We start from the raw sequence: 21781 nt of genomic DNA on the forward strand, positions 1-21781 counted from the left end.
CCCCATGTTCGAAGCCGAATTCCCCCGCCTGGTCCGCATCGAGCGCTTGCTCCAGCGCCAGGACTACGCCGCGCTGGAGACCCTGGTCGTCAAGGAAATGCCCCGGCAGCTGCTGAGCGAGGAGACGCTGGACGCTGCCCGCCTGCTGCGCCAGAACGCCACCGTCGTTTTCCTGGCCTCGCTGGCGGTCGAGAACCTGCCCAAACCCTTCCGCTTCAAGGCCTGGCTGGCGGTCTACCAGTCCATCGCGAACGGTGCGGCCACCGCCGAACTCGCCGCACTGCCCGGCCGCCACCCGCTGCGCCTGATCGCTGAAGCCATGGTCCGCAAGACCGCGGTCGATGCCGCCGTGCTGAAAAACGGCCACGGTCCGCTGGACGACTGGTGCCACGCCGCCGAACTGGCCATCGACCAGCAGCGCTTCGATCTGCTGGAGCAGATCGTGCGCGAGCTGGTGCGCCGCAAGCCCGGCGTGCAGGACTGGCTGCGCTTCACCCAGGTGCTCATCTCAAGGCACATCCACATTCCCCAGACCGCCGACACCGTCGCCCTGGGCCGCGCCTACAGCTGCATCCGCGACCACCTGATCGCTCGCCTGCCCGCGGTCGACAAGGTGCGCAGCCGTCTGGCGCTGTACATCAGCCAATGCCACTTCAGGGCGGGCAACTACGCGGCCGCCATCGAGGCGGCCCGGCACGCCACCTCGGCGGACCACCGCATCCACGCCGCCTTCGATACGGCGCGCGCGCACTGCTTCTCGGGCGACCTGGACCAGGCCCTGGTGTGGATGGACCAGGTGCTCGAACTTCAGTGCGCGCGCGGTCCAGTCCAGACGCCGCAGCCAGTGACCGAGGTCCACGCTGGCCAGGCGCCCAAACAGGACAAAGGGCCGCCCAAGACGATCTTCGACCCGGTGCAGGCCTCCGGGGCCTTGCTGGACCTGCAGAACGCGCTCGAGCCCATCGGCAAGAAGGCCTTCCTGGTCTCGGGCACGCTGCTGGGCTTCCACCGCGAAGGCGGTCTGCTGGCGCACGACAAGGACATCGACGTCGGCATCATCGGCTGGGAAGACCAGTACGAGGTGGTCAACGCGCTGCTGCAGAGCGGCCGCTTCGGCATGGACCTGCGGCGCCTGCACGGCCACAAGACGTACCACGTTCCGGTGCGCCACATCGGGACCGGCGTGAGCATCGACATCTTCGTCTACCACGAGGAGGGCGGCAAACTGGTGACGGGTGTCCAGTCCGAATTCGGCTACCTGCAGAAGTTCGCCTTCACGCCCTTCGGCCTGAACAAGACCGGCTTCCTGGGCATCGAGTTCTACGTGCCCGACGACATCGAGCGCAACCTGGCCGAGAACTTCGGCAACTGGCGCCAGTCGGACCCCGACTACATCTCGCACCTGCAGTCGCCCTCGACCGTCGATGTCGGCGGCAAGGTGTTCCAGATCGTCGGTCGCATCCGCGCGCTGGAGGCGATCAACGCGGGCAAGCTCGAGAAGCTCTCGCGCGTCATCCAGATCATGACCGAGCACCAGGACCGCCCCGGCGGCATGTCGCCGCACATCCTGGAGCTGCTCCAGACGGCCTACGACCAGCGAACCGTTGCAGAGGTGGCGTGATGAACGATTTTGCTTTTGTCCTGCTGGCCGGTGGCAGCGGCACCCGGCTCGATTCCCCGATTCCCAAGCAGTTCATCCGCGTGGCCGGCAAGACCATCGTGGAACACAGCTTCGACGCCCTGCACAGCTACGCGCCCGACGCGCGCATCGTGATTACGGTGCCGGCCGACGCACTGGAGATGGCGCGCAAGCTGTTCAAGGACACTCGGGCCGAGGTCATCGTCGGCGGTTCCTCGCGCCAGGCCTCGGCCTGGGCGGCGCTGAAGTACCTGCGCGCCGACCCGCCGAAGAACGTGATCCTGCACGACTCGGCGCGGCCCTTCCTGAGCCACCAGATCATCCACGACGTGGTCGACGCGCTCGAATCGCACGAGGCGGTGGACGTGGCCATCAAGACCAGCGACACCATCATCGTCGAGCGCGACGGCTTCATCCAGAGCATCCCCAAGCGCGACCACATCTACCGCGGCCAGACGCCGCAGGGCTTCCGCTACGGCGCCCTGGTCAAGAGCTACGAAGAGATCGGTCCCGAGAAGATGGGCGAGTTCACCGACGACTGCGGCATCTACATGGCCTGCCACCCGATGGGGCAGGTGCGCATCGTCAAGGGCAGTTCCGAGAACATCAAGATCACCGACTCGGTGGACCTGGTGCTGGCCGACGAGCTGTTCCGCATCCGCCAGCAGCAGCTCGCGCCCAACCTCAACGGCCTGGACCTCAAGGGCAAACACTCGGTGGTGTTCGGCGGCAGCGCCGGTATCGGCAAGGCCATCGTGCAGATCCTCGAAGAAGCCGGCAGCACGGTGCACAGCGTCTCGCGCCGCACCGGCTGCGACATCGCCGACCACGACCAGGTCGAGGACACCTTCGGGCGCCTGATGAAGGAATGGGGCCGCATCGACCACGTGGTCAACGCCGCCGGCCTGCTGATCAAGAGCCCGCTGGAACAGCAGTCGCCCGCCGACGTGGCGCAGCAGGTCTCGGTGAACCTGCTGGGTTCGCTCAACGTGGCGCAGTGCGCGCACGCGCCGCTCAAGGAGTCGCACGGCATGCTGCTGCAGTTCTCCTCGTCGTCCTTCACCCGCGGCCGTGCCGACTACTCGGCCTATTCGGCCTGCAAGGCGGCCATCGTCAACCTGACGCAGGCGCTGTCGGACGAGTGGAAGGACGACGGCATCCGCGTCAACTGCATCGTGCCCGGCCGCACCGACACCGGCATGCGCCGCAGCAACTTCGCCGGCGAAGACCAGCGCACCCTGCTCAGCCCTTACGAGGTGGCGCTGGCATCGGCCAAGCTGCTCAGCTCCAGCGACACGGGCGTGATCGCCCGCGTCTGATACCGCAACCATTCATTCCGTACCGTGGAGAACCCCATGAGCCAATGCCCCGTCTGTGGCGGTGAAGAAGACATCGTCGCCCACACCTGCCGCGTCAAGCCGTACCAGGGCAAGACCATGCGCGGCCACCAGTGCCGCTCCTGCGGCCTGATCCGCTACCCCGAGAACCTGGGCAGCTACGTCAAGATCATTGCCCGTCAGTCGTCCGAGGCTGCACTGCGCGAACTGCGCAACGCCAACGACGAGCGCCCGGGCCGCGAGTTCTACATGGCCGAGATGGGCATGGAGATCGTGGGCAAGCACAACGCCAGCATCAGCTTCTTCGGCTCGGGCCTGAACACCGACCATGTGTGGGTCAAGCGCATGTACCCCGAGGTGCAGACCAAGCTGGTCGACCTGGAGAACATGCAGGAGGCCGAGAACTTCGAGCCCATCGCCGAGGCCACACCGTCGGACGTGGTCATCGCCTCCGAGGTGATCGAACACTTCACCGAACCGGTGGCTCACTTCGAGTCGCTGCTGCGCCTGCTCAAGGACGATGGCATCCTGATCTGCAGCTCCAACATCTACGACGGCAGCAACATCACATTCCACCAGTACCCCTTCGTGCCGGGCCATGTGGCCTACTGGACGCCGCTGTCGCTGATCAAGGTGGCGGCCGACCACGGCTGCTTCGTCGACTTCCGCACGCCGGAAGTGGGCCTGACGCGCGGTGGCCCACGCAAGAAGTACATCATCTTCTACAAGCGCACCGAGACCCTGTTCCGTATGAGCAACTACTTCGGCACGCACATGCACGCACCGTCCGAGAAGGCGTGAGCGGCTCAGGAGCCTGAGGTCGGCAGGTCTGCAGCCCCGGCGTTCATGCCATAGCGGGTGTTCAGCAGCACCCGTATGGCCGCCGCGATGGCGTCGCATTCGCCAGGATTCAGCGGGCTGAACTGCGCAGTCCAGGCGTCCGAATCGGCGAACGCCGGAAACCGCGGCGGCTCGCCCCATTGCCAATCGGGATGCGTCGCCTTCGGGCTTCGCCCAAACACATGCAGGTGCACCCTGCGGTGTAGCCGGGGGGTTTTGGGGCCCATCGGATGGGCCTTCTCGTTGAGCGCGTTGTTGCCGGCCTCCCAGTAGTTGAGGCACCCTCCGTCGAGCTGCGGCAAGGTGTCCAGCATCGCCTTCCCGGTGGCAGCCACCAGGCAGGCCAATCGCGTCAGCTCATCGGGCGTGAGCTCGCTTCGTTCCCAGACCGGCCGCGGCGGGTGGACCAGCAGGTGCCCGCCGTCGCTGCGGTGGTTCATCGGCCGCGCAGGCAGATCCACGGTGCCGCCCGCGCAAACCACGAGGGTGCGATGCAGGTTCATTTCAATGTCTCCAGAAAGCAGGGGAAAAAGGGCATCCGCGCCACGTGCAGTCAGCGCTTGTGCGGCTTGAGGCAGTCCATCGCCGTGGTGGCCAGCAGCAGCGCCGCGCCGCCATAGATCCACGCGGCCGGCACGACGGGCAACAACAGCCCAGCCAGCACCGGACCACCGCCGGCGCCCATGTCGCGCCAGACAGACCGCGTGGCCAGGGCTTGTATGCGCCCTGGCCCCGGCGTGCGAAGCGCGACCAATGTGGGCAGCAGCGGCAGCAGCAGGGCGCGCAGGATCACGATGGCCAGTGCGCAGCTCCACAACCAGCCGAAGCCGAAGCCCGCGATGGCGATCGACGTGAGTACCGCGAAGACCACCAGCAGCACGGTCGGGTCGTGCTTGTCCGCCAGGTGCCCGCCCGAAGACGCCAGCACGATTTCCGCCAGGTAGCGGACCGACAGCAGCAGACCCGCCACGAGGACTGGTTGACCCGGCAGCAGGTCCCGACCCAGGTAGGACAGGCCGATGATGAACAGGCCGTCCAGCACCAGGCCTTCAACGAAGGAAAAGCGGTCGAGGCTGCCCGGCAGCTTGCTGCTCTTCTTCTCTGGCTGGGGCTCTGCGTGGGGCGCGTCGGGCAACTGGCGGGCCACCGCCACCGCCACCAGCGCGGCCATCGCGAACAGGAAGAAGATGATTTTGGGGCCCGCCCACAGCGCACACACGCCACCCAGGGGCAGCGCCAGCATCGGCCCCAGGGCCGTCACCGCGCGCGAGCGGCCGGCCCGGCGCGCGGCGCCGGCCGGTTCCGCCGTGGCCAGGGCCTGTGTGGCCAGGTTCAGTGCTGCGAACGCCAGCCCCCACACCAGCCGGAGGCACAACAAGGCGATGAAGCCGGTGAGGGTGGCGTAGCCCAGCGCACACACCGCCGCCGCCAGCGCCGCCAGCGTGCAGGTGCGCCGCTCGCCGTGTCGGGCATAGGACCGCGCCACCGCACCGTACCCGGCGATGCGCACCAGGCGGTTGGCCGCCAGCAGCATCCCGGCCTCGGGCAGGCTGACTCCAAAGGCCGGCGCAAACATGGGCAGGAGCAGGTAGAGCGCTGTGTCCCCGGGCAGGGACAGCCCCAGCACCCAGGCGGCGCGGCGCGAGTGTTGGTCGGTGAGGAGGAGGGTGTCGGGTGTGGGCATGGGGTCATGGTGCGCAGCGCCGCCACGCGCGACAAACGGTTTTGCTGCGCGGCATGCGTGAGAAAATTGCACGCATGCCGCCCCGCCTGCCTCCGTTGAACGCTGTCCGAGCTTTCGCGGCCGCTGCGCGCCACCAGAGCTTCACGCTGGCCGCACTGGAACTGCACGTGACGCACAGCGCCATCAGCCGCCAGGTCCAGGCGCTGGAGGCCCATCTGGGCGTGGTCCTGTTCGAACGCAGGACCCGGCAGGTGCTGCTCACGGCCGCCGGTCACCAGTTCCATGCGCAGGTGGGTCCGGCGCTCGAGCAGATCGGTGCCGCCGCCGAGTCGCTCAAGGGCAGCGCGTCGCTGCGCACGGTGAAGATCAACGTCAGGCCCTCGTTCGCGGTGCGGTGGCTGATCCCGAGGCTGCCGGGGTTCGTGGCCCGGCATCCGGACATCGAGCCGCAAGTGATGACCACCACCTTGCCGCCCGACAAGGCGCTCGACGCCTACGACCTGGCGATCCGGCGCGGCACCCAGGGGTGGCCGGCGGCGATGGAGATCCATCCGTGCCTGGACGACGAGGCGGTTGTGGTGGGGTCGCCCGCGCTGTGGGCCAGATGCCCTGTGCACGAACCTGCGGCCCTGGCGTTCCATGTGCTGCTGCTGTCCCGATCGCGCAGCGAGGACTGGGAGCACTGGAAGCGGCTGGTGCGCGCGCCCGGGTTGATGCCCTCCGGCTGCCTGCAGTTCGAACACCTGCACTTTGTGCTGCAGGCGGCCGTGGACGGGCTGGGCTTCGCCCTGGCGCCAACCTCCCTGATCGCACACGACGTGGCGTCGGGGCGTCTGGTCTGCCCCTTGCCCGATGTGCGGATGCCTTTGAGCGGCCATTGCATCGGAGTGGCACCGAACGCGTCCCCGCAGACCCAGCCCTTTCTTCAGTGGCTGCTGGACGAGATGAAGACCACCATCGACATAGGCCCGCCATGAACCTGCGATTCGTCGAAGCCTTTCACTGGGCGGTGTCCCTGGGCAGCGTGACCCGGGCCGCTCAGAAGCTGCACATCACCCAGTCCGCGCTCTCGGCACGCATCTCCGCGCTGGAGGAGGAACTGGGCACGGTGCTCGTCGACCGGCGCGACAAGCAGTTCCGCCTCACGATTGCGGGGCAGCGCTTCCACACGCTGGCGCAGCAGTTGCTGTCGATGCAGCGCCAGATCAAGGAAGCCATGGGCCACAACAGCGGCGACATGGTCACCGTGCGCATCGGTGCCATCGAGTCGGTGGTGCACAGCTGGCTGCCGCGCTGGCTGGTGCAGATGCGGGCCGACCAGCCCGACTTCGCGTTCGAGCTCACGGTGGAAACCTCGCCGGTGCTGGTGGACCAGGTGCGCCGCGGCGCGCTCGACCTGGTGTTTGCGGCCATCCCCGCCAACGACGCCGGACTGCGCTCGGTGGCCTTGCCGGCCATGCAGATGTCCTTCGTCGGCCACCAGGACATGCACCTGGCCCGGCGCTACCGGCTCAACGACCTGGCCTGTCTGGAGCTGCTGACCTTCCAGCGCGGATCGCAGCCGCACCAGGCGTTGCTGGAGCTGTTCCAGGGCGACGAAACACCCACGCCCCGCATCCACACCATCTCCTCGATCTCCGCCATGGTGCAGCTGGTGGAGGCGGGATTCGGGGTCGCCACGCTGCCCTCCGAGGTGGTGTCCGCGCTGGCGCACCGCTCGCCCCTGCGGGCTCTGCCGGGCGCCCCGGCGCTGGCGCCGCTGCCCATCCACGCCAGTTACCGCGAGGACCCCACCAGCACGCTGACGGAGTCGCTGCTGGCCTCGGCCACCGCGCAACTGAGGTCCTCGCGCACCCGATCGAAGCCCTGAGTGCACCGCGCCGGTGCTTAGGGTTAACCTTGATAGGGTTAATACGCACTCGATCAGGTCATCGATTTTTTCGATGAGGTCGCGCGCAAATTTCTCGTTGGATGAATCCGGGCGCAATGCCCAGAATCCGCGCCATTCACCCATGGCCGATCCCATCCAACATGAACAGCACCGTTCCGCATCACCTGCATGAAAGCTCCAGCGCGCTGGAGGTTCGCCTCGCCGCCCGGTCCGGCCAACTGACCGGGCACACCAGCGGTCTGGCCCGCCAGCATGTGCAGGCCAACCTCGCCATCCTGCCCAAGGCCCTGGCCGACGACTTCCTGCGCTACTGCCAGCGCAACCCCAAGCCCTGCCCGCTGCTGGCCGTGGGCGAGCCGGGGCAGTACCGCCTGACCGAGCTGGGCCACGACCTGGACATCCGCACCGACCTGCCCCGCTACCGTGTGTGGCAGGCCGGCGAGCTGGTCGACGAGCCCACCGATCTCGCCGCCGTGTGGCGCGACGACATGGTGGTGTTCGCCCTGGGCTGCTCGTTCTCGTTCGAGCACGGCCTGCTGGCCGCCGGCATCCGTCTGCGCCACGTCGAACAGGGCCGCAACGTGGCGATGTTCAGGACCAACATCCCGACCCGCCGCGCCGGCCCGTTCCAGGGGCCGATGGTGGTGACGATGCGCCCGCTCAAGGCCGCCGACGCCATCAAGGCGGTGCAGATCACCTCCCGCGTGCCGGAGGTGCACGGGGCGCCGGTGCACATCGGCGACCCGTCGCAGATCGGCATCAGCGACCTCTCCCGCCCCGACTACGGCGATGCCGTCGAGGTCATGCCCGACGAGCTGCCGGTGTTCTGGGCCTGCGGCGTCACACCGCAGGCCGCCATCGCGGCGTCCAAGCCCGCGTTCTGCATCACCCATGCGCCCGGCTGCATGTTGGTGACCGACCGTCTCAACGACCAACTCGGCCTGGGATGACCCGGCCCTTTTCCAACCCCACCCCACGAGGAACCGACATGACCATCTCCAAACGAACCCTGCTCGGCGCCAGCGCCGCCCTGGTGCTGCTGGCAGCGGGCCCGAACGCCCTGGCCCAGTCGCCCGCCAAATGGGACCTGCCCACCGCCTACGGCGTCGGCAGCTTCCAGACCGAGAACCTGCAGACCTTTGCCAACGACGTGGACAAGGCCACCGGCGGCAAGCTCAAGATCACCCTGCACCCGGGTGCCTCGCTCTACAAGGCCAACGAAATCAAGCGCGCGGTGCAGACCGGCCAGGTGCAGGCCGGCGAGTTCATCCTCTCGGGTCACAGCAATGAGAACCCGCTGTTCGGCACCGACTCGCTGCCCTTCCTGGCCGACAGCTACGCCGAAGCCCGCAGGCTCGCGCAGATCGAGCGCCCCTACATGGAGAAGCTGCTTGCCAGCCAGGGCATGAAGCTGCTCTACACCGTGCCATGGCCGGGCCAGAGCCTCTACAGCACCAAGCCGGTGGAGTCGGTGGCCGACCTCAAGGGCACGAAGATGCGCGCCTACAACCCGGCCACCTCGCGCATCGCGCAGCTGGCCGGCGCGCAGCCCACCACCATCCAGCTGGCCGAACTCGGCCAGGCGCTGGCCACCGGCACGGTGGAGAACTTCCTCACCAGCAGCGCCAGCGGTGTGGAAAGCAAGCTCTACGAAAGCGTGAAGTACTTCTACCGGGTCAACGCCTGGCTGCCCAAGAACGCGGTGGTGGTGTCACAGAAGTCCTTCGACGCGCTGGACAAGCCCACGCAGGAGGTGCTGCTCAAGGCCGCCGCCGAGGCCCAGGAGCGCGGCTGGAAGCTCAGCGAGGCCAAAGACACCGAGTACCAGAAGGCGCTGACCGCCAAGGGCATGCGGCTGGCCGATCCGAGCCCGGCCCTGAAGAAGGACCTCAAGGCCATCGGCGACAAGCTCACCGCCGACTGGCTGGCCACGGCGGGCGCCGACGGCAAGGCCATCATCGACAGCTTCCAGAAGCCCTGAACCGCCATGAGACGCCTTCTGGATTCGGTCTACGCCGCGCTCGCGTGGCTGGCCATGCTCGGCCTGGCCGCCACCTTCGGCATCATCGCGCTCGGGGTGCTGGCCCGCCAGCTGCACTGGGACGTGCAGGGGCTGGACGGTTACGCCGGGTACGCGATGGCCGCTGCGCTGTTCCTGGCGCTGCCCGCCACCTTTCAGCGCAACGAACACATCCGCGTCACCCTGCTGATGGAGAAGGTCTCCGGGCGGTGGCGGGGTGCGCTGCAGGTCTGGAGCCTGGTCGCCGCCAGCGTGCTCAGCCTGTTCCTGACCTGGGCCTGTGTGCGGCTGGTGTGGATGTCCCGCACCACACACGACATCGCGCAGACCATGGACGCGACGCCCCTGTGGCTGCCGCAGCTGAGCATGGCCATCGGTGCCGCGGGACTGGCCCTGGCCTGTATCGACGCCACCGCCAGCCACTTTGCCGGTCGTCCGTTCTTCAAGCATGCCCCGGCCGGCGAAACGGCCCGGGTCGAATGAGGAGACCACCATGGATGCCCTGATTGCGCTGCTCCTGATCGTCTTCATGCTGGTGGTCCTGGGCTCCGGCCTGTGGATCGGCCTGTCCCTGCTCGGCGTCGCGGTGGTCGCGATGCAGTTCTTCACCGAACGCCCGGTGGGCGACGCCATGGTGCTGACCATCTGGGGCAGCACCACCAGCTGGACGCTGACCGCCTTGCCGCTGTTCCTGTGGATGGGCGAGATCCTGTTCCGGTCCAGGCTGGCCGAAGGCATGTTCCGCGGTCTCGCGCCGTGGCTCAACCGCCTGCCCGGGCGCCTGCTGCACGTCAACGTGATCGGCTGCACCATCTTCGCGGCCGTCTCGGGCTCCTCGGCCGCCACCTGCGCCACCATCGGCAAGATCACCCTGCCCGAGCTGGACAAGCGCGGCTACCCCGACCGGCTGTCCGTCGGCACGCTCTCGGGCGCGGCCACCCTGGGCCTGCTGATCCCGCCCTCGATCATCATGATCGTCTACGGGGTGGCGGCCAACGTCTCGATCGCCGAGCTGTTCATGGCCGGCGTGATCCCGGGCGTGCTGCTGGCGCTGCTGTTCATGGGCTACATCGTGTTCTGGGCGTTGCGGCACCCCGATCAGATCCCGGCCGCCGACGCCGCGCTCACGCTGAAGCAGAAGCTCTACGAAGGGCGGCACCTGCTGCCGGTGGTGGCCCTGATCGGTCTGGTGCTCGGCTCGATCTACACCGGCGTGGCCACCGCCACCGAGGCCGCCGCGCTGGGTGTGGCGGGGTCGCTGGCACTGTCGGCCATCGAAGGCTCGCTCTCGCGCCAGCGCCTGCTGGACGGTCTGGCCTCCGCCGCGCGGGTCTACTGCATGATCGGCCTGATCCTGGCGGGCGCCTCGTTTCTCACGCTGTCGATGGGCTTCATCGGCCTGCCACGGCACCTGGCCGAGTTCATCGGCGGCCTGGGGCTCTCGCCCTTCGCGCTGATGGTGATGCTGGTCATGTTCTTCATCGTGCTGGGCTGCTTCCTCGATGGCATCTCCATGGTGGTGCTGACCATGGCCGTGCTGCTGCCCACCGTGGAGGCCGCCGGCTTCGACCTGGTCTGGTTCGGCATCTTCATCGTGCTGGTGGTGGAGATGGCGCAGATCACGCCCCCGGTCGGCTTCAACCTGTTCGTGATCCAGGGCCTGACCAAGCGCGAGATCACCTGGATCGCCCGGGTCTCCATGCCGCTGTTCCGGCTGATGTGCGCCTTCGTGCTGTTCGTCTACTTCGTGCCCGGCACCGTGACCTGGCTGCCCGGCCTGATGCAGTAGCCCCCGCGGCCCTCTGCCCTCCCGTCCCTTCCGACCCAGGAGACTCCCATGCGCCGACGCAACATGCCGGTGGCCCTCGCGGCCGCCCTGGCAGGGTGGAGCACCGCCCGCCATTGCCTGGCCGCCCCGCCCGCGGCCTGGACCGTGGCCACCGGCTACAAGGCCGACGGCTACCACGCCAGCACGCTGGCGTGGCTGGGCGCTGCGGTCGAGCAGGCCACCGGGGGCGCGCTGCGCTGGACCGTGGTGGCCGAGGGCAAGCGGGTGCCGCTCGCCAAGATTCCCGAGGCGGTGGCGACGGGCCAGCCCGAGGCGGGCGAATGCATCATGACCACCATGGCCAGCACCTGGCCGGTATGCGGCGCCGACGCCATTCCGTTCATGACCCGCCACATGAACGACGCACGCCGCCTGTGGAAGGTGCAGCGGCCGGTGGTTGAAAAGGCGCTGGCGTCGGCGGGGCTTGTGCCCCTGTACACCGCCCCATGGCCGGGGCAGGGCCTGTACTGCACCGAGCCCGTGCGCAGCGCCTCGGACTTGCGCGGCCGTCGCATGCGCACCTACAACGCCACCACGCGGCGCATCGCCGAGATGCTGGAGGCGGTGCCGGTCGAGGTGCCCATGGCCGAGGTTGGCCAGGCGCTGGAGAGCGGGCGCATCGACAGCATGATCACCTCGTCCGTGACCGGTGTGGAACAGCAGGTGTGGCGCTGGATGCGCCACTTCTACGACCTCAACGCCTGGATGCCCAAGAACCTGGTCATGGTCCACCACGGCGCGCACCAGTCGCTTGATCCCGCGGTGCGCCAGACGCTGGCCGAGCTGTCGCTGCAGGCCGAGCAGCGCGGCTGGGCCGCCGCCGAGAAGGCGGCCCAGCAGTCCGCCCAGACGCTGGCGGGCAACGGCATCCAGGTCGAACCCACGCCCACGCAGCTGCGCGGCACCCTGGTCCGCATGGGCGAGCGCTTCGCGCGCGAATGGGTGCGTGAGGTGGGCCCCCAGGCCAACCAGATCTTCATTCCCTATTTCAGTCAACAGTGAATTCCGACATGACCGACATGAACCCGACACACGTTCCCCCTTCGCTGCGCTGGCAGTTCTGGATCGACCGGGGCGGCACCTTCACCGACCTGGTCGGCCGTGCACCCGACGGCGGCCTGCACACGCTCAAGCTGCTGTCCGAGAACCCTGAGCAGTACAAGGACGCGGCAGTCGAAGGCATCCGCCGCCTGCTCGGTCTGGCGCCCGGCGCGCCCATCACGCCCGAGTGGGTGGAGTGCGTGAAGATGGGCACCACCGTGGCCACCAACGCGCTGCTCGAACGCAAGGGCGACCGCGCCGTGCTGGTGACCACGCGGGGCTTTCGCGACGCGCTGCGCATCGCTACCCAGGCCCGGCCGCGCCTGTTCGACCGCCACATCGTGCTGCCCGAGCTGCTGTACGAGCGCGTCATCGAGGCCGAGGAGCGGGTGGGCGCCGACGGCGTCTGCGTGACCCCGCTGAACGAAGCTGCGCTGCGCGTGGACCTGCAGAAGGCCTACGACGAGGGCATCCGCGCCTGCGCCATCGTGTTCCTGCACGGCTGGCGATCGCCCGCGCACGAGATGGCCGCCCAGGTCATGGCGCGGGCCATCGGCTTCACCCAGGTCTCGGTGTCGCACGAGGTCAGCCCGCTGATGAAGTTCGTGCCGCGCGGCGACACGACGGTGGTCGACGCCTATCTCAGCCCGATCCTGCGGCGCTACGTGCAGCAGGTGGCCGACCAGATGCCCGGCGTGCCGCTGCTGTTCATGCAGAGCTCGGGCGGTCTCACCCAGGCCGACCACTTCCAGGGCAAGGACGCCATCCTCAGCGGCCCCGCGGGCGGCATCGTGGGCATGGTGCGCACCGCCCAGGCCGCCGGCCTGCACAAGGTGATCGGCTTCGACATGGGGGGCACCTCGACCGACGTGAGCCACTTCTCGGGCGAGTTCGAGCGCGCCTTCGACACCGAGGTGGCCGGCGTTCGCATGCGCGCGCCGATGATGAGCATCCATACCGTGGCCGCCGGGGGCGGATCGATCATCCGCTTCGACGGGCACCGGCTGCGCGTGGGTCCCGAGTCCGCGGGGGCGAACCCGGGGCCAGCCAGCTACCGCCGCGGCGGCCCGCTGGCCACCACCGACGCCAACGTGATGCTGGGCCGCATCCAGCCAGACCACTTCCCGAAGGTGTTCGGCCCCGGCGCCGATGAGCCGCTGGACCGCGAGGTGGTGGTCGACCGCTTCGCGGACATGGCCCGCGCGATCAACGCGGCCCGCACCGTGGCGGGAACGCCCGCGGTGACCGCCGAAGAAGTGGCCGCCGGTGCCCTGCAGATTGCGGTGGCCAGCATGGCCAACGCGGTCAAGAAGATCTCCGTGGCCCGCGGCTACGACCTGGCCGACTACGCGCTGCAGTGCTTCGGCGGCGCCGGTGGCCAGGCCGCCTGCCTGGTGGCGGACGCGCTGGGCATGGGGCGCATCCTGGCGCACCCGCTGGCCGGCGTGCTCAGCGCCTACGGCATGGGCCTGGCCGACCGCACGGTGATGCGGGAAGGCTCGGTGGAGCGCACGCTGGACGAGCCCGGTCTGGCCGCGGCGCGCGGGCGCGCGCTGGCCCTGCGCGAGGAAGCGCTGGAAGAGATGCGGTCCCAGGGCATCGACACCCAGGCGGTGACCACCGGCTTCAAGGCCCTGGTCCGTTACGAGGGCACCGACACCGCGCTGCCCTGCGCGCTGGGTCTGAACGAAACACCGGCCCACGAAATGGCGTCTCTGCGCGATGCCTTCGAGACCGCTTACCGCCAGCGCTTTTCCTTCCTGATGGCGGACCGTGCGCTGGTGATCGAGTCGGTCAGTGTGGAGGCCAGCCTCGCCGGGGAGCCGGTGCAGGGCGGCGGGGCCACGGCGGCGGGCACCGCGCACCGGCCGGACCCGGTGACCACCATCCGCATGTACTGCCTGGCCGATGAACAACCCGCCGGCTGGCGCGACGCGCAGCTGTTCCAGCGCGAGGCGCTGCGGGTGGGCGCGACCATCGATGGCCCCGCCGTGGTGGCCGAGCGCAACGCCACCACCGTGGTCGATGCCGGCTGGCAGGCCGTGATGACCGGGCGCGGCAACCTGCTGCTGCAGCGCACCCGGCCGCGTGTGCAGGCGGTGGCCGTGGGCACCCAGGTCGACCCGGTGATGCTGGAGGTGTTCAACAACCTGTTCATGAACATCGCCGAGCAGATGGGCCTGCGGCTGCAGAACACGGCACAGTCGGTGAACATCAAGGAGCGTCTGGACTTTTCCTGCGCCATCTTCGACGGCCAGGGCCAGCTGATCGCCAACGCGCCGCACGTGCCGGTGCACCTGGGCTCCATGAGCGAGTCCATCCGCTCGGTGATTGAGCGCAACCCGGACATGCGGCACGACGACGTGTTCGTGCTCAACGACCCCTACCACGGCGGCACGCACCTGCCCGACATCACGGTCGTGACGCCGGTGTTCCTGTCGGTCGCCGACCGCAAGCCCGCCTTCTATGTGGCCAGCCGCGGGCACCACGCCGACATCGGCGGCATCACCCCCGGGTCCATGCCGCCGTTCTCGGCCACCATCGAAGACGAAGGTGTGCTGATCGACAACATGAAGCTGGTGCGCGGAGGCCGCCTGCAGGAGGGCGCCCTGCTGTCGCTGCTGCGGTCGGGTCCGCACCCCAGCCGCAACCCCGAACAGAACCTCGCCGACCTGCGCGCGCAGATCGCCGCCAACCGCAAGGGGCAGGAGGAGTTGCTCACCATGGTGCGCCAGTACGGCCAGGACACTGTGCGGGCTTACATGCAGCACGTGCAGGACAACGCCGAAGAGTGCGTGCGCCGGGCCATCACCGCCCTGCGCGACGGCCAGTTCGAACTGCACATGGACAACGGCGCCTGCATCCGGGTGGCGGTACGTGTGGACAGCGCGCGCCGTTCGGCGGTGATCGACTTCAGCGGCACCAGCGAACAGCAGCCGAGCAACTTCAACGCCCCGCGCTCGATCACCATGGCGGCCGTGCTGTATGTGTTCCGCACCCTGGTCGACGACGCGATCCCGCTGAACGCCGGCTGCCTCAAACCGATTGAGGTGATCGTGCCAGAGGGCTGCCTGCTCAATCCGCGCCACCCCGCAGCGGTGGTGGCCGGCAACGTCGAGGTCTCGTCCTGCGTGACCAATGCGCTCTACGGTGCCCTGGGGGTGATGGCGGCCAGCCAGTGCACCATGAACAATTTCACCTTCGGCGACCACGAGCGGCAGTACTACGAGACGATTGCCGGCGGTTCCGGCGCCGGTCCGGGGTTCGACGGCACGTCGGTGGTGCAAACCCACATGACCAACTCGCGCATGACCGATCCGGAGGTGCTGGAGTGGCGCTTCCCGGTGCGGGTCGACGAATACGCCATCGCCCGGGGCACGGGCGGGGCAGGGCGCTGGAAGGGCGGCGACGGCGGCGAGCGGCGCATCCGTTTCCTGGCACCGATGACGGCTTCGATCCTCAGCAACGGCCGCCGCTACGGCGCCTTCGGTGCCGCGGGTGGTCAGGCGGGCAAGCCCGGGGCCAACTGGGTGGAGCGGGCCGAGGGCAAGGTGACGGACCTCTCGCACATCGGAGAGGTGGCCATGCAGCCGGGGGATGTGTTCGTCATCCGCACGCCCGGCGGCGGCGGATGGGGCCAACCGGTCGCCGAGGCGGCGTGACAGATAGAGCCGATTCAACCAGTCACTCATGACCGCCACGCCCCCTCTGCGGATCGCCGCCGCGCAGTCATCGTCCCTCCCCGGCGATGTGCGCGGGAACCTGTGCCTGCACCTACCGTTTGTCGAGGCCGCGGCAGCGGAGGGTGTGTCGCTCATCCTGTTTCCCGAGCTGTCGCTCACCGGTTACGAGTTGCCGCTGTTGAAGCGCCATGTCCTGTCGGCGGACGCTCCGGTGCTGGAGCCGCTGCGCAGGCTGGCTCGGCTGCGCCGCATCGCAGTCGTTGTGGGCGCGCCGGTGCCGGGGGTGTCGGACGCACTGCCTGCCATCGGCGCCATCTGCCTCTGCCCCGATGGTTCCAGCGCCATCTACCGCAAGCGGTTCCTGCACGCCGGCGAAGCGCAGTTCGCCTCACCGGGGGAGGTCAACGCCCACGGCCTCGACGTCGGCGACCAACGGGTGTCGCTGGCCATCTGCGCCGACACCGTTCACGCCGAGCACCCCCGCTGGGCCAGGGCCGCCGGGGCGACGGTCTACGCCGCGGGCGTGCTCTGGAGCGGTGCGGGGTACGCCGCGGATGCTGCCATCGTGCGGAACTGGGCCGCCGCACATGACATGGCGGTGCTGGTCGCCAACCATGGTGCACCCACGGGCGGTCTTGTTGCGGCAGGACGGAGCGCGCTCTGGGGCCCGGGCGGGCAGCTGCTTGCAGCAGCTCCTGCCACTGGCGATCACCTGGTGCTGGCCGAACGGTGTGATGGAGGGTGGCTGGGCACCGTCCGGAAGGTGGATGTCGAATGAACCAGACGCCGGAACAACGCCTTGCAGCGCTTGGAATTTCGTTGCCCGAGCTGACCGCTCCTCGCGGCAGCTTTGTCACCTACGTCCGCAGCGGAAAGACGATTTATCTGTCCGGCAAGGGGGCGCCCCTTCGACCGGCGGGTGTGCCTGTGCCGAAGGTGGGCGCCGAAGTCAGCGTGGCCGACGCGAGACAGTGCGCCAGAGAGGTGGCCATCTATCTGCTGGCGGCCATGAAGGAGGCGCTCGGCGGGTTCGAGAACCTCCGCCAACTGGTCAAGGTGTTTGGCATGGTGAACGCCACGCCCGATTTCACCGAGCACACCGAGGTCATCAATGGCGCGTCCGATCTGTTCGTGGATGTGCTGGGCGCTGAAAAGGGGTCTCACGCACGTTCGGCCGTGGGTGTCGGGTCGTTGCCCAAGGGGTTCGCCGTTGAAATCGAGGCCATCGTCGAGCAGGTCTGACGCGGCACTTTGCGGTTCGGGCGTCTTCTACGCCCGCAGCACCAATCAGGCCGAGAGGTAGGCTTGGCCGGCGCCGCCGGTGGAGGGGTTCTGGCCGGCGAGGCGGCCGTAGGTGCCCGGTGCCTGCTGGGGCAGCAGGCTGCGCACGGCGCGCTGGCTCTGGGCCTGGGCGCGCAACACGGCCTGGCGCAGCAGTCCGAAGCGGTGGGCGGCCTGCAGCATGTCGTCGCGCAGGCGGCTGCCGGGCACAGCGAAATCGGCGGTGCGCGGGGCTTTTTTCAGCACCGTCTGCACGTGCTGGCTGGCACGTTCGACGGCCGGGGCGTCGCCTTGCAGCAGCGCTTTCTCCAGCCCGTCCAGACCGACCTGCAGGGCGGCGATCCAGGGGTGGGGCGAGGTGCGCTGGTTCATGGCGTGCTCCTGGGGGAGATGGATCAGCCGCGCGGTGCGCCGGTGTTGGCGCTGAGCATTTCGGCGGCGTTGGACAACATCTTGTCGGCGATGGCCTCGGCGTTGACCTTGAAGCTGCCGTCGGCGATGGCCTGTTTCATGGCCTCCACCTTCTCGGCGTTGAACACATCGCTGCCACCGCCGCTGGACAGGGCCTGCGAGGCGGACGACGACAGGGTCACGGTGACGCCGGCCTGGGGCTGTGCCGTCGCGGCGGCCAAGCCTCCGGCGGCAGCGGCTTCGGCGCCTGCGTTCGGCTTCTCGGCGGCCTTCTGGGGGCCGCCAGCCACGGAGCCGATATAGGAATCCGGTGCAGAAGATTCGACTTTCATTTCACTCTCCAGACCCCGCATTTGGGGCGTTGTGGAATGACTATCGGCTCAAAAGCGGGGGGACTTGAGCCCTTTTTCGTGGAGTACATCACAAAAGTCCCGCTAAATCTGGATAAAAAAGGTTTCACAAGCGCACGTCGACCGTCTGGCCGTCGCGCACGGTGCCCGTCACGATGCGGCCGCCGGCCAGGCGGACCCGCACGCTTTGCCCCGGCACCCCGGCGGTCAGGGCCTCGCCGCTGACCACCACCTGGAAGCCGGCGCCGATGCTGCTGACCCGCACCTGGGCGCCCGGCCCGAAGGCGGCCACCGGCCGCACCATGTTCTGACGGATGGCCTGGCCGGGCTGCAGTGCGTAGGCCGCCTGCTGGCCGACCCAGCGGTCCGGGTTGGCCAGCACCGCGTAGGGTTGCTCCGCCCAGTCCATATCGGCCATTTCCGCGTCTTCCTGAGCCAGCACCGAGCCGGCCGGCACCGGGCGCTTGAGCACCCAGCCCGGGCCCCAGGCCTTGACCGTGACCGGCATGAACACATTCCAGCGCACCGGGCCGTCCAGGCAGCGCAGGCCGATCCGGCTGCGGCCCCACAGCCGCGTGCCCGGTGGCAGGTAGGGCTCGATGTGGGTGCAGGGCGTCAGCTTCAGTCGCGAGTCCAGGGAGCCGAACAGGATCTCGGGGCGCAGCGCGCCGCCACCGTCCGGCCCGGTGACCGAGGCCAGCGCGGGCTGCACCCACTCGCGCGCCATCTGTTCGAGCTGCGCAAATTCGCTCTGCGAAGCCACCGCCTGTGCGCGCGCCAGGCCGGTGGCCATCAGGCCGGCCAGCAGCCAGCCCAGGGCGCGTGAAAAGGGGTAAAGACAAGTTCGCATAGGGCCACTGTAGGTCGGATGAAGAGCTCGCTAAGGACCGAAATGCGGGTCAAACCCGCGCTTTCTTTCGGCGTTGTCGACCCTCAAGTTTTCGCACACTTGTCCGCAACCCGGTGCCTGTCCCTGTGGCGCCGCCTTCCTTCAACCTGCGGGAGAACACCATGCTCGAACAGATGACCGCCCGGCTCGACGCCTATGGCCAGTCGCTGATGCTGCGTTCGCACCGCCAGCAGGTGATCGCCAGCAACATCGCCAACGCCGACACCCCGGGCTACGTCGCGCGCGATTTCGATTTCGCCGCCGCACTCAAGGACGCCAGCGGTGGCACGAACCGCCAGGGCCTGGCCCAGACCGCGGCCGGCCACATGCGCCTGTCCGGCCCCCAGCCCGGCGACCCCAAGATGGGCTACGCCGTGCAGACCCAGCCCAGCCAGGACGGCAACTCGGTCGATCTCGACCGCGAGCGCGCCAACTTCGTCGACAACACGATCCGCTACGAGTCGACGCTGCGCTTCATCAATTCCAACGTGAAGACCATGCTGTCCGCCATCACGGGGCAGTGAAGGAGTCCCTCATGTCCATGTTCTCGATCTTCGGCGTCAGTGGCAGTGCGATCAGCTCGCAAGCCCAGCGCCTCAACGTGGTGGCCAGCAACCTGGCCAACGCCGACGCTGTGGCCGGCCCCGACGGCCAGAGCTACAAGGCGCGCCAGGTGGTGTTCCAGACCGTGCCCATGGGCGACCAGGCCACGGCCGGCGTCAAGGTGCAGAACATCACCGAGAGCGAGGCCCCGGGCCGCCGCGTGCACAACCCGCACCACCCCAGTGCCGACGCCGAGGGCTATGTGACGCACTCCAACGTCAACCCGGTGGAGGAGATGGTCAACATGATCGCGGCCTCGCGCGCTTACCAGAACAACGTCGAGGTCATGAACACCGCCAAGTCGCTGCTGCTCAAGACGCTGCAGATGGGCCAGTCGTAAAGGGAATCCCACCATGAGCCTCATGAGCCCCCTGGACCTGAGCAACCTCGGCACCACCGTGGGCAGCACCACCGGCGCCGGTGGGAACACCACCAACGATCCGCAGGCGATGCAGGACCGTTTCCTCAAGTTGCTGGTCGCGCAGATCAACAACCAGGACCCGCTGAATCCGATGGACAACGCCCAGATGACCACGCAGATGGCGCAGATCAACACGGTCAGCGGCATCCAGCAGCTCAACGAGACACTCAAGGGCATGGCCGACCAGATGGCCTCGTCGCAGGCGATGCAGGGCACCACGCTGATCGGCAAGGACGCGCTGGTCGAGGGCGATGCCCTGGCTTTCGACGGCAGCACCGGCAAGGGCGCCTTCACGCTCGACGGCGCCGCCACCAGCGTCAAGGTCGACATCATCGGCAAGAACGGCGAGACCCTGCAGACCCTCGACCTGGGCGCGCGCGAAGCCGGCCAGCACGGCTTCGAATGGCCCGCCGGCGCGATCGACCCGAACCAGGTGGCCAAGTTCTCCGTGCGCGCCAGCAACGGCAGCACCCCCGTCACCGACACCGAACTGCAGCGCGTGCGCATTGCCTCCGTGGGCCTGTCCAACGGCGCCATGAGCATCCAGCTGAGCAACGGCCGCACCCTGGCGTACGACCAGGTGCGCGGCTTCATGTAACCCATCCGCATCCGATTTCCACCCCCCGAAGGACACCACCATGGCATTCCAGCAAGGACTTTCCGGCCTGAACTCCGCCAGCCGCAACCTGGACGTGATTGGCCACAACATCGCTAACGCCAACACCGTCGGCATGAAGGCCTCCCGCGCCGAATTCGGCGAGATCTATGCCAGCTCCATCAACGCCGCAGGCAGCGCCAACGCCGGCATCGGCGTGCAGGTGTCCGCCGTGGCGCAGCAGTTCACGCAGGGCAACATTTCCGTCACCGGCAACTCGCTGGACGTGGCCATCAACGGCAACGGCTTCTTCGAGCTGACCATGCCCGACGGCTCGCTGGCCTATTCGCGCGCCGGCATGTTCAAGCTCAACCGCGACGGCGACATCATCAACAACCTCGGTGGTCAGCTGATGGGCTATCCGACCGATATCGAAGGCGTGCGCCAGGGCTTCGAGTCGCAGCCTCTGACCCTGCCCACGGGCGGCCCGATCCCGGCCCGGGCGACCACGGCCATCGACACCCAGGTGAACCTGGATGCCCGCGCGCCGATCGCGGCCGCCGTCGTACCGCCCACGCCGTTCGGCACCTATGGCACCTCCGTCATCGCCTACGACCAGCAGGGGCTGGAGGTTCCGGTCAGCCTGGTGTTCGAAAAGATCGGCAACAACCAGTGGAACGTCTACACCGGTGTCAACGGTGCCGACCCGGCGGCGTCGGTGCCGTTTGCGCTGAACTTCTTGGCCGATGGCACCCTGGACCCCGCCACGGTGATTCCGCAGCTGCAGCTGGCCTCGCCCAATGACCCGGCGCAGACCTTCATGGTCGATCTCGGTTTTGGCGACACCACCCAGTTCGGTGTCGACTTCGCGGTCAACGAGCTCACGCAGGACGGCTACCGCCCCGGCGAACTCACCAGCCTGAACATCAGCGACGCCGGTGTGATCATGGCCCAGTACTCCAACGGCCAGTCGCAGGCGGCCGGTCAGATCGCGCTGGTCAACTTCCGCAACGTGCAGGGCCTGCAGCCCAACGGCGGTGGCAACTGGACGCAGACGTTCGCCTCGGGCGAACCGGTTCGCGGCGCGCCGGGCGAAGGCAACATGGGCCTGCTGCGCTCCGGCGCGGTAGAAGACTCCAACGTCGACCTCACCGCCGAGCTGGTGAACATGATGACCGCGCAGCGCGCCTACCAGGCCAATGCGCAGACCATCAAGACGCAGGACCAGGTCCTGTCGACCTTGCTGAACATGCGCTGATCGTCTGACG

General features: G+C 68.3%; 22 protein-coding genes. 17 read left to right on the top strand and 5 right to left on the bottom strand.

The genetic code is table 11. The features are described from left to right. Window positions 1-4: 4 nt before the first annotated feature. Genes ACFOPI_RS22905 through ACFOPI_RS22915 form a run of 3 tightly spaced genes read left to right on the top strand, consistent with a single transcriptional unit; the run spans window position 5 to window position 3777 of the window. On the top strand, window positions 5-1621 hold the full coding sequence (locus ACFOPI_RS22905; protein WP_382179341.1) for a hypothetical protein: 1617 nt from the start codon (window positions 5-7) through the stop codon (window positions 1619-1621). Next, window positions 1621-2958 carry an SDR family NAD(P)-dependent oxidoreductase gene (locus tag ACFOPI_RS22910; protein WP_382179345.1) on the top strand — a complete coding sequence of 446 codons (1338 nt, stop codon included), beginning with the start codon at window positions 1621-1623 and terminating at the stop codon, window positions 2956-2958. The genes ACFOPI_RS22905 and ACFOPI_RS22910 overlap by 1 nt, the downstream gene beginning before the upstream one ends. A gap of 36 nt (window positions 2959-2994) precedes the next feature. Beyond that, complete coding sequence (locus ACFOPI_RS22915; protein WP_382179348.1) at window positions 2995-3777, top strand: class I SAM-dependent methyltransferase; 783 nt, start codon at window positions 2995-2997, stop codon at window positions 3775-3777. Window positions 3778-3782: 5 nt separating this feature from the next. Here ACFOPI_RS22915 and ACFOPI_RS22920 read toward each other — a convergent pair whose 3' ends face one another. Both ACFOPI_RS22920 and ACFOPI_RS22925 read right to left on the bottom strand, forming a co-directional pair. Then, a complete protein-coding gene (locus tag ACFOPI_RS22920; RefSeq protein ID WP_382179350.1) occupies window positions 3783-4319 on the bottom strand; it encodes a hypothetical protein in 537 nt (178 codons plus the stop codon). Window positions 4320-4369: 50 nt separating this feature from the next. Then, window positions 4370-5500 carry an MFS transporter gene (locus ACFOPI_RS22925; RefSeq protein WP_382179352.1) on the bottom strand — a complete coding sequence of 377 codons (1131 nt, stop codon included), beginning with the start codon at window positions 5498-5500 and terminating at the stop codon, window positions 4370-4372. Window positions 5501-5574: 74 nt separating this feature from the next. Between ACFOPI_RS22925 and ACFOPI_RS22930 the strand changes: the two genes are divergently transcribed. From ACFOPI_RS22930 to ACFOPI_RS22975, 10 genes are all read left to right on the top strand, one after another. After that, window positions 5575-6477, top strand: a complete 903-nt coding sequence (locus ACFOPI_RS22930; RefSeq protein WP_382179354.1) for a LysR substrate-binding domain-containing protein — start codon at window positions 5575-5577, stop codon at window positions 6475-6477. Continuing rightward, a complete protein-coding gene (locus tag ACFOPI_RS22935) occupies window positions 6474-7370 on the top strand; it encodes a LysR family transcriptional regulator (RefSeq protein WP_066261165.1) in 897 nt (298 codons plus the stop codon). Before ACFOPI_RS22930 ends, ACFOPI_RS22935 begins: the two co-directional genes overlap by 4 nt. A 161-nt stretch (window positions 7371-7531) precedes the next feature. Beyond that, window positions 7532-8341: a putative hydro-lyase gene (locus ACFOPI_RS22940; RefSeq protein WP_382179357.1), complete on the top strand. Its 810-nt coding sequence runs from the start codon at window positions 7532-7534 to the stop codon at window positions 8339-8341. Between the two features lie 38 nt (window positions 8342-8379). After that, entirely contained in the window at window positions 8380-9372 is a 993-nt protein-coding gene (locus tag ACFOPI_RS22945; RefSeq protein WP_382179360.1) for a TRAP transporter substrate-binding protein, read from the top strand. Window positions 9373-9378: 6 nt separating this feature from the next. Beyond that, complete coding sequence (locus tag ACFOPI_RS22950; RefSeq protein ID WP_382179363.1) at window positions 9379-9894, top strand: TRAP transporter small permease; 516 nt, start codon at window positions 9379-9381, stop codon at window positions 9892-9894. A 10-nt stretch (window positions 9895-9904) separates the two neighbouring features. Then, the gene (locus tag ACFOPI_RS22955; RefSeq protein ID WP_382179366.1) at window positions 9905-11200 is read left to right on the top strand and encodes a TRAP transporter large permease; all 1296 of its coding nucleotides are present in this window, start codon (window positions 9905-9907) and stop codon (window positions 11198-11200) included. A gap of 48 nt (window positions 11201-11248) precedes the next feature. After that, window positions 11249-12241, top strand: coding sequence for a TRAP transporter substrate-binding protein (locus ACFOPI_RS22960; RefSeq protein ID WP_382179369.1), 993 nt, complete (start codon window positions 11249-11251; stop codon window positions 12239-12241). 17 nt (window positions 12242-12258) lie between these two features. Beyond that, the gene (locus ACFOPI_RS22965) at window positions 12259-15942 is read left to right on the top strand and encodes a hydantoinase B/oxoprolinase family protein (RefSeq protein ID WP_382179813.1); all 3684 of its coding nucleotides are present in this window, start codon (window positions 12259-12261) and stop codon (window positions 15940-15942) included. Window positions 15943-15970: 28 nt separating this feature from the next. Continuing rightward, window positions 15971-16741, top strand: coding sequence for a carbon-nitrogen hydrolase family protein (locus ACFOPI_RS22970; RefSeq protein ID WP_382179372.1), 771 nt, complete (start codon window positions 15971-15973; stop codon window positions 16739-16741). Continuing rightward, entirely contained in the window at window positions 16738-17205 is a 468-nt protein-coding gene (locus ACFOPI_RS22975) for a RidA family protein (RefSeq protein WP_382179373.1), read from the top strand. Before ACFOPI_RS22970 ends, ACFOPI_RS22975 begins: the two co-directional genes overlap by 4 nt. A 45-nt stretch (window positions 17206-17250) precedes the next feature. On the opposite strand, the gene ACFOPI_RS22980 is transcribed toward ACFOPI_RS22975, so the two are convergent. The 3 genes from ACFOPI_RS22980 to flgA all read right to left on the bottom strand — a co-directional run bounded on the left by ACFOPI_RS22980 (window position 17251) and on the right by flgA (window position 18855). After that, on the bottom strand, window positions 17251-17616 hold the full coding sequence (locus ACFOPI_RS22980) for a hypothetical protein (protein WP_382179375.1): 366 nt from the start codon (window positions 17614-17616) through the stop codon (window positions 17251-17253). Between the two features lie 23 nt (window positions 17617-17639). Further along, on the bottom strand, window positions 17640-17987 hold the full coding sequence (flgM, locus tag ACFOPI_RS22985) for a flagellar biosynthesis anti-sigma factor FlgM (protein ID WP_308327047.1): 348 nt from the start codon (window positions 17985-17987) through the stop codon (window positions 17640-17642). 124 nt (window positions 17988-18111) lie between these two features. Further along, window positions 18112-18855, bottom strand: coding sequence for a flagellar basal body P-ring formation chaperone FlgA (gene flgA / locus ACFOPI_RS22990; RefSeq protein ID WP_382179378.1), 744 nt, complete (start codon window positions 18853-18855; stop codon window positions 18112-18114). A gap of 161 nt (window positions 18856-19016) precedes the next feature. On the opposite strand from flgA, the gene flgB reads away from it, so the two are divergent. The 4 genes from flgB to flgE are packed head-to-tail and all read left to right on the top strand — an operon-like array spanning window position 19017 to window position 21771. Then, window positions 19017-19418: a flagellar basal body rod protein FlgB gene (gene flgB / locus ACFOPI_RS22995; protein WP_066154805.1), complete on the top strand. Its 402-nt coding sequence runs from the start codon at window positions 19017-19019 to the stop codon at window positions 19416-19418. An 11-nt stretch (window positions 19419-19429) separates the two neighbouring features. Beyond that, complete coding sequence (gene flgC, locus ACFOPI_RS23000; protein WP_382179381.1) at window positions 19430-19837, top strand: flagellar basal body rod protein FlgC; 408 nt, start codon at window positions 19430-19432, stop codon at window positions 19835-19837. A 22-nt stretch (window positions 19838-19859) separates the two neighbouring features. Continuing rightward, a complete protein-coding gene (locus ACFOPI_RS23005) occupies window positions 19860-20516 on the top strand; it encodes a flagellar hook assembly protein FlgD (RefSeq protein ID WP_382179384.1) in 657 nt (218 codons plus the stop codon). A 40-nt stretch (window positions 20517-20556) separates the two neighbouring features. Beyond that, entirely contained in the window at window positions 20557-21771 is a 1215-nt protein-coding gene (gene flgE / locus ACFOPI_RS23010) for a flagellar hook protein FlgE (protein ID WP_382179387.1), read from the top strand. Window positions 21772-21781: the final 10 nt, after the last annotated feature.

The organism is Hydrogenophaga luteola, assembly GCF_042648585.1.
Taxonomy (GTDB): Bacteria; Pseudomonadota; Gammaproteobacteria; order Burkholderiales; family Burkholderiaceae_C; genus Hydrogenophaga; species Hydrogenophaga luteola.

Excerpts from the sequence above, each read along its gene's own strand:
- ACFOPI_RS22905 (WP_382179341.1), top strand. The coding sequence starts at position 5 with ATGTTCGAAGCCGAATTCCCCCGCCTGGTCCGCATCGAGCGCTTGCTC.
- ACFOPI_RS22910 (WP_382179345.1), top strand. The coding sequence starts at position 1,621 with ATGAACGATTTTGCTTTTGTCCTGCTGGCCGGTGGCAGCGGCACCCGG.
- ACFOPI_RS22915 (WP_382179348.1), top strand. The coding sequence starts at position 2,995 with ATGAGCCAATGCCCCGTCTGTGGCGGTGAAGAAGACATCGTCGCCCAC.
- ACFOPI_RS22920 (WP_382179350.1), bottom strand. The coding sequence starts at position 4,319 with ATGAACCTGCATCGCACCCTCGTGGTTTGCGCGGGCGGCACCGTGGAT.
- ACFOPI_RS22925 (WP_382179352.1), bottom strand. The coding sequence starts at position 5,500 with ATGCCCACACCCGACACCCTCCTCCTCACCGACCAACACTCGCGCCGC.
- ACFOPI_RS22930 (WP_382179354.1), top strand. The coding sequence starts at position 5,575 with ATGCCGCCCCGCCTGCCTCCGTTGAACGCTGTCCGAGCTTTCGCGGCC.
- ACFOPI_RS22935 (WP_066261165.1), top strand. The coding sequence starts at position 6,474 with ATGAACCTGCGATTCGTCGAAGCCTTTCACTGGGCGGTGTCCCTGGGC.
- ACFOPI_RS22940 (WP_382179357.1), top strand. The coding sequence starts at position 7,532 with ATGAACAGCACCGTTCCGCATCACCTGCATGAAAGCTCCAGCGCGCTG.
- ACFOPI_RS22945 (WP_382179360.1), top strand. The coding sequence starts at position 8,380 with ATGACCATCTCCAAACGAACCCTGCTCGGCGCCAGCGCCGCCCTGGTG.
- ACFOPI_RS22950 (WP_382179363.1), top strand. The coding sequence starts at position 9,379 with ATGAGACGCCTTCTGGATTCGGTCTACGCCGCGCTCGCGTGGCTGGCC.
- ACFOPI_RS22955 (WP_382179366.1), top strand. The coding sequence starts at position 9,905 with ATGGATGCCCTGATTGCGCTGCTCCTGATCGTCTTCATGCTGGTGGTC.
- ACFOPI_RS22960 (WP_382179369.1), top strand. The coding sequence starts at position 11,249 with ATGCGCCGACGCAACATGCCGGTGGCCCTCGCGGCCGCCCTGGCAGGG.
- ACFOPI_RS22965 (WP_382179813.1), top strand. The coding sequence starts at position 12,259 with ATGAACCCGACACACGTTCCCCCTTCGCTGCGCTGGCAGTTCTGGATC.
- ACFOPI_RS22970 (WP_382179372.1), top strand. The coding sequence starts at position 15,971 with ATGACCGCCACGCCCCCTCTGCGGATCGCCGCCGCGCAGTCATCGTCC.
- ACFOPI_RS22975 (WP_382179373.1), top strand. The coding sequence starts at position 16,738 with ATGAACCAGACGCCGGAACAACGCCTTGCAGCGCTTGGAATTTCGTTG.
- ACFOPI_RS22980 (WP_382179375.1), bottom strand. The coding sequence starts at position 17,616 with ATGAACCAGCGCACCTCGCCCCACCCCTGGATCGCCGCCCTGCAGGTC.
- flgM (WP_308327047.1), bottom strand. The coding sequence starts at position 17,987 with ATGAAAGTCGAATCTTCTGCACCGGATTCCTATATCGGCTCCGTGGCT.
- flgA (WP_382179378.1), bottom strand. The coding sequence starts at position 18,855 with ATGCGAACTTGTCTTTACCCCTTTTCACGCGCCCTGGGCTGGCTGCTG.
- flgB (WP_066154805.1), top strand. The coding sequence starts at position 19,017 with ATGCTCGAACAGATGACCGCCCGGCTCGACGCCTATGGCCAGTCGCTG.
- flgC (WP_382179381.1), top strand. The coding sequence starts at position 19,430 with ATGTCCATGTTCTCGATCTTCGGCGTCAGTGGCAGTGCGATCAGCTCG.
- ACFOPI_RS23005 (WP_382179384.1), top strand. The coding sequence starts at position 19,860 with ATGAGCCCCCTGGACCTGAGCAACCTCGGCACCACCGTGGGCAGCACC.
- flgE (WP_382179387.1), top strand. The coding sequence starts at position 20,557 with ATGGCATTCCAGCAAGGACTTTCCGGCCTGAACTCCGCCAGCCGCAAC.